This is a genomic window from Thermoflexus sp. (genome assembly GCF_040289485.1).
Lineage (GTDB): Bacteria > Chloroflexota > Anaerolineae > Thermoflexales > Thermoflexaceae > Thermoflexus.
This window is the reverse complement of sequence record NZ_PSLG01000080.1, coordinates 1-8,912: the sequence shown is the minus strand read 5'-3', so window position 1 is coordinate 8,912 and position 8,912 is coordinate 1. Positions and strand designations below refer to the sequence as shown.

Here is an 8,912-nt window from a genome sequence, read left to right as displayed (position 1 = left end):
CGCCCCGCCGCCCTGGCCATCGGTGTCCAGGTCCATGGCTACGTGGGAGACCCCCGGGACACCCTGCGAGTGGTCCGCCAGGTGGGGTTCCCCTGGGTCAAGCAACAGGTCCTGTGGTCGATGCACGAGCCCGAGCCGGGACGCTACGACTGGGGGATCCTGGAAGGCTTCCTGATCGTCGCAGAACGGGAAAGGCTCCGGGTGGTCCTCAGCGTGGTCACCGCCCCGGCGTGGAGCCGGGCTGCCGGTGGCGTTCACGGCCCTCCCGACCGTCCCGAGGACCTGGCCCGCTTCCTGCGGGTCCTCATCCGGCGGCACCGGGGCCGGATCCACGCCATCGAGGTTTGGAACGAGCAGAACCTGCGCCGCGAATGGCAGACCCCCGACGGGCTGCGGCCAGAGGCCTACGTGGCCCTGCTCCGGGCCGCCTACACCGCGATCAAAGAGGAGGATCCGGAGATCATGGTCATCAGCGGGGCCCTTTCCCCCACCGGGATCGACGACGGGGTCAACGCGGTGGACGATTTCCGCTATCTGCGGGAGATGGTGGCGGCCGGCTTCCTGTCCTATGCGGATTGCGTGGGGGTCCACCACAACGGTTACAACATCGGCCCCGATGTGGCGGCCGAGGAGGCCCCGGCCCTGCCGAAGGCCCGGACAGCCCGGTTCCGTGGGCCCTTCGACAACCCCCATCACAGCTGGAGCCTGAAATCGACGGTGTGGGGGTATCGGGAGATCGTGGGGGACGCCAAGCCGCTGTGCGTGACGGAGTTCGGCTGGGCCTCGACCGAAGAATACGGCGTCGCCCCGCCGGGGTTCGCGTTCGCCCTGGATAACACCCTGGAAGAGCAGGCCCGCTGGCTCGTGGAGGCCCTGGACCGGATGCGGGCCTGGGGCTTCATCCGCATGGCCATCGTGTGGAACCTGGACTTCGCCCCCAAAGGCTTCGGACCCGCGCGGGACGACAACGTCCTCTACAGCCTGGTGGACACCCGCGGTGTCCCCCGCCCTGCCTTCAGCGCCCTCCAGGCGTATCTGCAGGCCTTCCCCAACGCGCCTCCCTAAGGCGCCATTCCCCGGGCCGCAGGAGGATGCGCGCGGATGGGCCTCGGGGGAAAATAGAGGAGGGACAGCGAGGGGACGCGGCGCCGTGCTGACCGATCTGCGGATCCGCCAACGGGATTACCTGCTGGAGATCGCCCGGGCCATCACCGCGCGGCTGGACCTGGACGAGGTGCTCCGCCTGATCGTCGAGGCGGCGGCCGAGATGCTGGCTGGGCAGGTCGCTTTCATCGCCCTCCGCGACGAGGAGGGTTTCACCATCCGGGCCGCCCATGGCCTGCCGGCCACGGAATGGAAGGCCCTGGACGCGCTGCTGGCCAGCCTGCCCGCCCAGCCCGAGGCCGGGGGGCGGGCCGAGATGGAGCGGGCGCTGGCTCACATGCTGCGCATCCTCCGGATGGAGGCCCAGCAGGCCGTGGCCCTTCCCCTGACCGTCGGCGATGACCTGCTGGGGTGGCTGGTGGTCTTCCGCGCCTTCGGCACCGCCTTCACCTACGATGACCGCCTGCTGCTGCGGGCCTTCGCCGACCAGGCCGCCATCGCCGTCCACAACGCCCAGCTCTATCAGCAACTGGCCACCGAAAAACGGCGCCTGGAGGCCATCATCGAGGCCAGCGCCGACGGCGTGCTTATCCTGGACGCCGCCCACCGCATCCAGGTGTTCAACCGGGCCATGGCCCGGCTGACCGGTTGGACGCCCGCCGAGGCCCTCGGCCGCCCTCACGACGAGGTGGTGGTCCTCAACCCCAAGCGCTCCGGCATGACCCTCGCCGAGGCCGAGGCAGGGGGATGGCCCCTGGCCAGCGACCGGCCGATCTACGTGGAAGGGGATCTGGTCCGGCGGGATGGCGGCCGCGTCAGCGTCGGGATCACCTACTCCCCCCTGCTGGACCGCACCGGGCGCCTGGTGAACATCATCGCGGTGGCCCGGGATATGACCCGCCTCCGCGAGGCCGAGGAACTCAAATCCACGTTCATCTCGATCATCTCCCATGAGCTGAAGACCCCCGTCTCCATCATCAAGGGCTACGCTGGGACGCTGCGGCGGGAGGACACCACCTGGGAGCCGGCCACCGTGCGCCAGATCGCTGGGATCATCGAGGAGGAGGCCGACCGGCTGACCCAACTCATCGACAACCTCCTGGACGCCTCCCGTCTGCAGGCGGGCGCCCTGGAGCTTCAGTTCGCCGAAGTCGCCCTGGACGAACTGGCCGAGCGGGTGGCCGACCGGTTCCGCCCGCAAACGGACAAGCACTTCATCGTGGTGGACTTCCCGCCGGATTTCCCCCTGGTCCATGGGGATCCCCGCCGGCTGGAGCAGGTGCTGGCCAACCTGGTGAGCAACGCCATCAAATACTCCCCCCATGGGGGGACCATCCGGATCTCCGGGCGGGCCACCCCGCGCGAGGTGATCGTCACCGTCACCGACGAAGGGATCGGGATCCCACCGGAGGAGCAGGAGCGCATCTTCGAGCGCTTCTACCGCGCCAGCGCGGCCCGAGCCCGCCAGACGCCGGGGACCGGCCTGGGCCTCTACTTGGCTCGGGCCATCGTCGAGGCCCACGGCGGCCGCATCTGGGTGGAAAGCGCGCCGGGCCGCGGCGCCGCCTTCAGCTTCGCGCTCCCCCGCCCACGCTCTTGATCTCCCTCCGCCCGCTTGAAAAGCACCCCCTGTCGCGATATAGATAGAATGAACAGAGAGCCCGCCGGGGCCGATGCCCCGGCATGACACGAAGGGAGTGCGCAGATGCCGTCGGTGGAAGCCCTGCTGGCCCATCTGAAGGACGAACAGACCCCTCTCTCCATCCCGCGCCTGTTCTGGCTTTCGGACCTGGACGACCGGGAGTTCGAACAGGTGGCCCGGACTTGGCTGACCCTCTCGCCGGCCCGGCGGCGGGCCATCATGAGCCACCTGGTCGATCTCAGCGAGGAGAACACGGAAGTCGACTTCGGCCGCGTCTTCCGCATGGCCCTGAGCGACCCCGACCCCGAGGTCCGGGCCTTGGCGATCGACGGGCTGTGGTATGAGGACTCCGATCTCCCGTTGCTGCGCCGCTTCTTCGAACTGTTCGAACAGGACCCCTCCCCGGAGGTCCGGGCGCGGGCGGCCATCGGTCTGGGCCGCTATCTCTACAACGCCTGCATCATGGAACGGATCCCCCTTTCCGCGGTGCAACCGGCCATCCAGGCCTTGCGCCAGGCCTTCTACAACCGGGAGGAGCCCCTGGAGGTACGGCGACGGGCCCTAGAGGCCCTGGGCAACACCCTGGAGCCCGACCTCCCCCGCATGATCGAGGAAGCCTACGCCGACCCGGACGAGCGGATGCGCGTCAGCGCCCTCTTTGCCATGGGGCGCACGGCAGAGAGCCGCTGGGCTCCCTACGTGATGGAGTCCCTGCGCAACCCCAGCCCCGCCGTGCGCTACGAGGCCGTGGTCGCCGCGGGGGAGATCGGGATCCGGGAGGCCGTCCCCATCCTGGAACGGCTGATCCAGGAGGGCGACGTCGAGATCCAGGAGGCGGCCATCTGGGCCCTGGGGGAGATCGGCGGGCCGCGGGCCCGCGAGATCCTGGAAGCCCTCGCCGAGGGGGAGGACGAGGACCTGGCCCAACTCGCTGAGGAGGCCCTTGAGGAACTCAACCTGATGGAGGGGGCCGGAGGCACGATGCCGTTGCTGGAACTGGACCTCGAGGCGGAGGAGGAAGAGGCCGAGGCGTGGCTGGCTTTCTGGGAGGGGAAAGCGGAGGACGAGGAGGCATGGGAAGAAGGAGAGGAGGAGCCGGGGGACGACGAGGAGGAGGGTCGCCGTCGGGGCCGCCGACGCTGAGGGCCGGGAGCGCCTCCCGTGTTCCTACGCCTGATCCCGCAGATCTTTTTCCACGACCTCACCCCCATCCTCATCGCCATCGCCGCCGGATGGTTTCTGGGAAAGCGCTGGAACGTCCCCCCACAGCCGCTGGCCCGGGCGTCGTTCTATGTGCTGAACCCCTCCCTGGTGTATATCTCCTTGTCCCGTTCGGACATCGGCGGGGCGGAACTGGTCCGTTTCCTCGGGTTCGCGGCCACCGTCCCCCTGACCGCGGGGATGCTGACCTTCCTCCTCAGCCGGGCCCTTCGGCTGTCCACCCTGGAGCGGACCGCGCTGATGCTGACGGCAATGTTCGTCAACGCGGGGAGTTACGGGCTGGGGGTCGTGCAGCGGGCCTTCGGGGAAGCCGCCATGGCCTGGGCGGTGCTCTTCTTCATGACCAACAACCTGCTCCTGAACACCGTGGGGCTGCTCCTCACCTTCCACGGGGGCGGCCGGGTTGGCTGGAGACAGGCCCTCTCCCTCCCAGCCCTCTACGCGGCCCTGGCGGCCGCCCTGGTGCGGCTCACCCGGTGGCATCCGCCGGAGCCCCTCGAGGCCGGCGTCGCCCTCCTCAGCCGGGGCGCTATCCCCCTCCTCTTGATGGTCCTGGGCCTGGAGCTCTCCCGCGCCCGCCTGGAGAACCGACGGGCGCTGATCGGCTTGGCCACGGCTTTGCGCCTGGCCGTGATGCCCGCCACGGCCGTCCTCCTCGCCCGCGCCTGGGGGCTGGAGGGCCCCGCCTGGCAGGCCGGGATTCTGGAAAGCGCCATGCCAGCCGCCATCTCCGGCGTGGTGATGGCCGTGGAGTTTGGGGTCTATCCCCACACCATCGCCGGCGTCATCCTCCTCTCCACGCTGCTGAGCCCGCTCACCTTAAGCCTGTGGATCGCTTGGCTGCGGGGGTGATCCGATGTCCCGGGGTCTCCTACGGGTGTGGTTGATCCTCCTCCTCCTCCCCCTGCCCGCCCCCTCCCGCGCGGGGGAGGAGGGCTTCACGGCCCGCGCCGACGCCGACTACACCTTCGGCCAACGCTTCCGCTTCACCCTCGAGGCCGAGAGCCCGGTCCCCCTCGTCGAGGCAGCGCTTTTCTACCGGTTCCCCGGGATGGAGGCTCCCCAGACCGCGCGGATCGCCCTGGACGGGCAAACCCGCATCCAGGTGACCTACGAGCGGGACCTCCGGCAGGACCCGCTGCCGCCTTTCGCGCCCCTCACCTTCTGGTGGGGCCTGCAAGACGCAGAGGGCCACTGGCGGTTCACGGAGCCCCAGACGATCCGGTATCAGGACAACCGGGTGGCCTGGAAGACCCTGGAGGAGGGCCCCCTCCGGCTGCATTGGCACGCTGGGGACCCCGGCCTGGCCCGCGCGGCCCTAGAACTGGCCCGCCAGAGCCTGGAGCGTATCGGCGGACCCCTGGGCTACACACCGGCGGAACCCATCGAACTGTTCTGGTATGGGGACCCGGAACTGGCCCGCGCCGCCTTCCGCCTGGCCGGCGTCGACCTGGAAGGGGAGGTCCGACCCCTCTGGCGGGCGGTGATCCTGCGCGCCTCCCCGGACGCCGCTGGCCTGGAGACGCTGCGGCGGGTGATTCCCCATGAACTCACCCATGTGATCCTGCGGGATCTGGCCGGTGGGCGCCCGCTGCCCGGCTGGCTGGAGGAAGGCTGGGCCCTCCTCAACGAGGGGACACCGGATCCGGATCTGGTCCGCGCGCTGCTAGAGCCCCGCTGGGAGGGGATCACCCTGAGCGGCCTGTGTGGGGACTTTCCCTCGGACCCCCTGCGGGCACGGCAGGCCGATGGGCTTGCGTGGGCGGTGGTCCGCTACATCCGGGATCGGGAGGGAATGGGCGGGCTGCGCCGGCTGCTGCAGGCCTACGCCGAGGAGCGCTCCTGCGAGAGCGGTGTCCGCCAGGTGCTTGGGCGCTCCCTCGCCCGGCTGGAAGCGGAAGCGGTGGCCGCCCTGCAACCCCGCCCGCCGCTGCCCGCCGCCCTGGAGGCCCTCGGCCCTTGGCTGGCCCTTTTCCTCCTGATGAGCCTGGGCCCCCTCTCCCTCCTCCTCCCCATCTCAGCGGCCCGCTCCGCTCCACCACGGAAGCGATAGGCCCCGTCGCCGCGCCCAACGCCACAGGGCCCGACGGGTGCTGGCGAAAACCAACGGCGAGGGGAGCCCATTGGGAGGGAAGAAGGCTGCCTCCAACGCGTCGTCCCCTGGGGCGAGCGTGCCCCCCACTGAGACGCCGTGGTAGGCGATGAACACCGCCGAGCCCCTCGGATCCATGGAGACGGCAAAGACGCCCAGCAGGCCACAGATCCGGACGATCAGCCCGGTCTCCTCCCGGCATTCCCGGATGGCAGCGGCCACCGGGCCCTCGTCGATCTCCACGAAGCCGGCCGGGAGGGCCCAGCCCCCCTTCCCCGGTTCATAGCGCCGGCGCACCAGCAACACCTGCCCCGCCTGCTCCACCACCACGCCCACAGCCACTTTGGGATCGTAGAAAACGATATAGCCGCAGGCCGGGCAAACCGGGCGCTCCCGCCCGAAGAGGAACTCATGGGTCAGCCGCGCACCACACTTCGGACAGAACCGGAACAGATCCCCCACCGATATCCTCACCGGCTCTCCGTAGCAGACACCGGCGCTGGGAACCGGAGGACAGGGCCTTCCAGGCAGAGGAGCCGCCCATCCCGCTCGCAGGAGCCGCACAGGCCGATGCCGCAGCGCATATAGGCCTCATAGCTCAACTGGGCAGGGATCCTCAAGGCGGCCGCCAGCGCCCTCAGGCTCTCCAGCATCCCCTCCGGCCCGCAGCCGTAAAGGACATCATAGGGCTCGGCCTCCAGCCGCCGCCGGGCGACCTCCGGGGCCTGCCCCCGCTCCCCCAGCGAGCCGTCCTCGGTGGCCACCACCACCCGCGCCCCCAGCGCCTGGAACCGCGCCGCATAGAGTACGTCCTCGGCTCGCCGGGCCGCGGTAATGGCGGTCACCGCCATCCCGCGGGCGATGGCCTCTCGGGCCAGAAAGGCCAGGGGGGCCACCCCGTATCCGCCACCGACCAGCAGCGCCCGCCGCCCTTCCAGGACGAACCCCTGCCCCAAAGGCCCCCGGATCCAAAGCCGGTCCCCTGGGGCCAGGGTGTGCAGGGCGGAGGAGAACGGGCCCACCCGGGCCACCGTCAGGGCCACCGGGTCGACCTCGGCCAGGCTGAAGGGCTTCTCCTCGAAGCCGGGAAGCCATGCCATCACAAACTGGCCCGGCCGGGCGTCCAGCCGGGCGTCCAAGATCAGCGTGCGCACCCGCGGGCTCTCCGTCACCACCTGCATCACCCGGGCCGCCCGCGGTGGGCCTCCGGCGGCCCAGGCCATTGTCTGCGTCCACCGCCCATCGATCCCCAGGGGCTCCATCGGACCCATCGCTCACGAGGGGCGCAGGATGGCTGGGGTGTTGGCCACCTGTTCGGCCAGCGCCCGGATCTCGGCGATCCGACCAGCCATGGCCTCCTGGCCGTCCTCCCGCATCCGGGCCTCCATTTGCTCCAGCCAGCGCAGGAACTCGGGCGTCAACAGCCGCCGGTTGCGCTCCAGGATCCGCCGGCGCGCTTCCTCCGAGGGGACGTTCAGCAGCGCGTTGAGCAGCCGCAACTCCGGCGGGAGGGTCTGCTGGAGCAGCGCCATGGCGATCTGACCCAACAGGTTCAAGGCCTGGGCCAGGGTCCGGTCGCCGGCCTCCAGGGCCGCTTCGATGTTCATCTGGAGCACGTCAAAGAAGATGTCATCGATCTCGGCGATCCGCTGGACCATCCGCTCCTGCAGTTCCCGCTCCGAGGGCACGGCCAGCAATTCGCGGATGAAGCGGGCCCGCTCCTCATACAGTTTGCGCACCTCCTGATCCACCGCCTCGCGGGCCTCCAGGATCTCCCTGCGCAGGGCGGCCAACCGCTCGGCCTCCTCCTTCCGGCCGGCGGCCTCCGCCTCCTCGATCCGACGGGTGAGGGTTTGGAAGAAGCGATAATCCAGAAAGCCCCGCCCCAGGGCCACCAGCGTTTGGCGCGTGGCGGCGTCCGGCGCCTCCAGAAGGGCCTCCAGCAAGGTCTCCGGCCCCGGCGAGCGGGTGAACTTCTCGATGATCTGCGTCCGTGCCCGCACCGTTTGCCCGTAAGGTGTGAGCTCCAGCAGCCGGTCCCGGAGGGCCGTGATGCGGGCGAACTCCTCGGGGGAGCCCTCTTGCTGGACAGAAGCCATGGCCTCCTGGAAGAGGCGGAAGAACTCCGCGTCGATCTTCCCTGCGTTCTCCCGGATCAACTCCTCGGCGTCCTCGATACGCCGCGCGTTGAGGAGGCGGTGGAGCAGGAGGGTCCGCTCCTCCATCGCCTTGAGATCCTCGTCGGTATAGCCGTCGGCCCGCAGGATGGCCTCGAGGAGGCTCTGGATGGAGAAGAACTCCTTCGGCTGCAACAGGTAGGCCTTCCGCTTTTCCCGCGGGAGCTGGCGCAGCACCGCGTCGGTGAGTTGCCCGACGATGCGCTGGCGGTCGGCCTCCTTGAGGTTGAGCTGCATGGGCACGAAAACGAAGGCCAGTTCCTTCTCCGGGTCGTGGTAAAGGAAGGGCGCGGCGAAGCTCACCCGGTTGCCGCAGTGGGGGCAGACGAAAGCGTTGAGGCGGCCGGCCAGAAGCAGCCGCTTCAGATGCGGTTCTTCCGAGACGTCGATGATCTGACGCACCGAGACCTGGACCGGCTGCCCGCAGAAGGGGCAGCGGATGACCGTCGGGGTGGGCGGGAACGGCATTCGTATCCCTCCTGATCGGGAAATCCTAAAAAGGCCCGTCGCCGGGATCGCCCTAAGTTTAATCCAGATCGCCCCGCTCTCCCAATCCCCTGCTCCGGAGGGATGGGGACGGACGCCCTCCGGATCGGCGGTGGGGCGTGGGCGGAGCCTCCCCCATTGACAAGGCCTTCCCCCATGGCTATCCTGGGGAAACCGGCCGGCGCGCGCC

The 8,912-nt window shown here is 69.8% G+C and carries 8 protein-coding genes; 5 read left to right on the top strand and 3 right to left on the bottom strand.

Annotated features, from left to right (window positions below):
- From C4313_RS10405 to C4313_RS10385, 5 genes are all read left to right on the top strand, one after another.
- The coding region (locus C4313_RS10405) for a beta-galactosidase (protein ID WP_352429796.1) at positions 1 to 1,065 on the top strand (1,065 nt) is incomplete at its 5' end.
- Between the two features lie 85 nt (positions 1,066 to 1,150).
- Positions 1,151 to 2,704 carry an ATP-binding protein gene (locus C4313_RS10400; RefSeq protein WP_352429795.1) on the top strand — a complete coding sequence of 518 codons (1,554 nt, stop codon included), beginning with the start codon at positions 1,151 to 1,153 and terminating at the stop codon, positions 2,702 to 2,704.
- Positions 2,705 to 2,809: 105 nt separating this feature from the next.
- A complete protein-coding gene (locus C4313_RS10395; protein ID WP_352429794.1) occupies positions 2,810 to 3,889 on the top strand; it encodes a HEAT repeat domain-containing protein in 1,080 nt (359 codons plus the stop codon).
- Positions 3,890 to 3,907: 18 nt separating this feature from the next.
- On the top strand, positions 3,908 to 4,819 hold the full coding sequence (locus C4313_RS10390; RefSeq protein WP_352429793.1) for an AEC family transporter: 912 nt from the start codon (positions 3,908 to 3,910) through the stop codon (positions 4,817 to 4,819).
- Positions 4,820 to 4,823: 4 nt separating this feature from the next.
- Entirely contained in the window at positions 4,824 to 6,020 is a 1,197-nt protein-coding gene (locus C4313_RS10385; protein WP_352429792.1) for a peptidase MA family metallohydrolase, read from the top strand.
- Here C4313_RS10385 and C4313_RS10380 read toward each other — a convergent pair.
- Genes C4313_RS10380 through C4313_RS10370 form a run of 3 tightly spaced genes read right to left on the bottom strand, consistent with a single transcriptional unit; the run spans position 5,985 to position 8,704 of the window.
- Positions 5,985 to 6,521: an NUDIX hydrolase gene (locus tag C4313_RS10380; RefSeq protein WP_352429791.1), complete on the bottom strand. Its 537-nt coding sequence runs from the start codon at positions 6,519 to 6,521 to the stop codon at positions 5,985 to 5,987. The genes C4313_RS10385 and C4313_RS10380 overlap by 36 nt on opposite strands.
- An 8-nt stretch (positions 6,522 to 6,529) precedes the next feature.
- Positions 6,530 to 7,321, bottom strand: a complete 792-nt coding sequence (locus C4313_RS10375; protein WP_352429790.1) for a dihydroorotate dehydrogenase electron transfer subunit — start codon at positions 7,319 to 7,321, stop codon at positions 6,530 to 6,532.
- A gap of 12 nt (positions 7,322 to 7,333) precedes the next feature.
- Positions 7,334 to 8,704, bottom strand: coding sequence for a CpXC domain-containing protein (locus C4313_RS10370; protein WP_352429789.1), 1,371 nt, complete (start codon positions 8,702 to 8,704; stop codon positions 7,334 to 7,336).
- Between the last annotated feature and the right edge of the window lie 208 nt (positions 8,705 to 8,912).

Coding starts and splice junctions, on each gene's coding strand:
- C4313_RS10375 (WP_352429790.1), bottom strand. CDS start 7,321: ATGGAGCCCCTGGGGATCGATGGGCGGTGGACGCAGACAATGGCCTGG.
- C4313_RS10385 (WP_352429792.1), top strand. CDS start 4,824: ATGTCCCGGGGTCTCCTACGGGTGTGGTTGATCCTCCTCCTCCTCCCC.
- C4313_RS10395 (WP_352429794.1), top strand. CDS start 2,810: ATGCCGTCGGTGGAAGCCCTGCTGGCCCATCTGAAGGACGAACAGACC.
- C4313_RS10370 (WP_352429789.1), bottom strand. CDS start 8,704: ATGCCGTTCCCGCCCACCCCGACGGTCATCCGCTGCCCCTTCTGCGGG.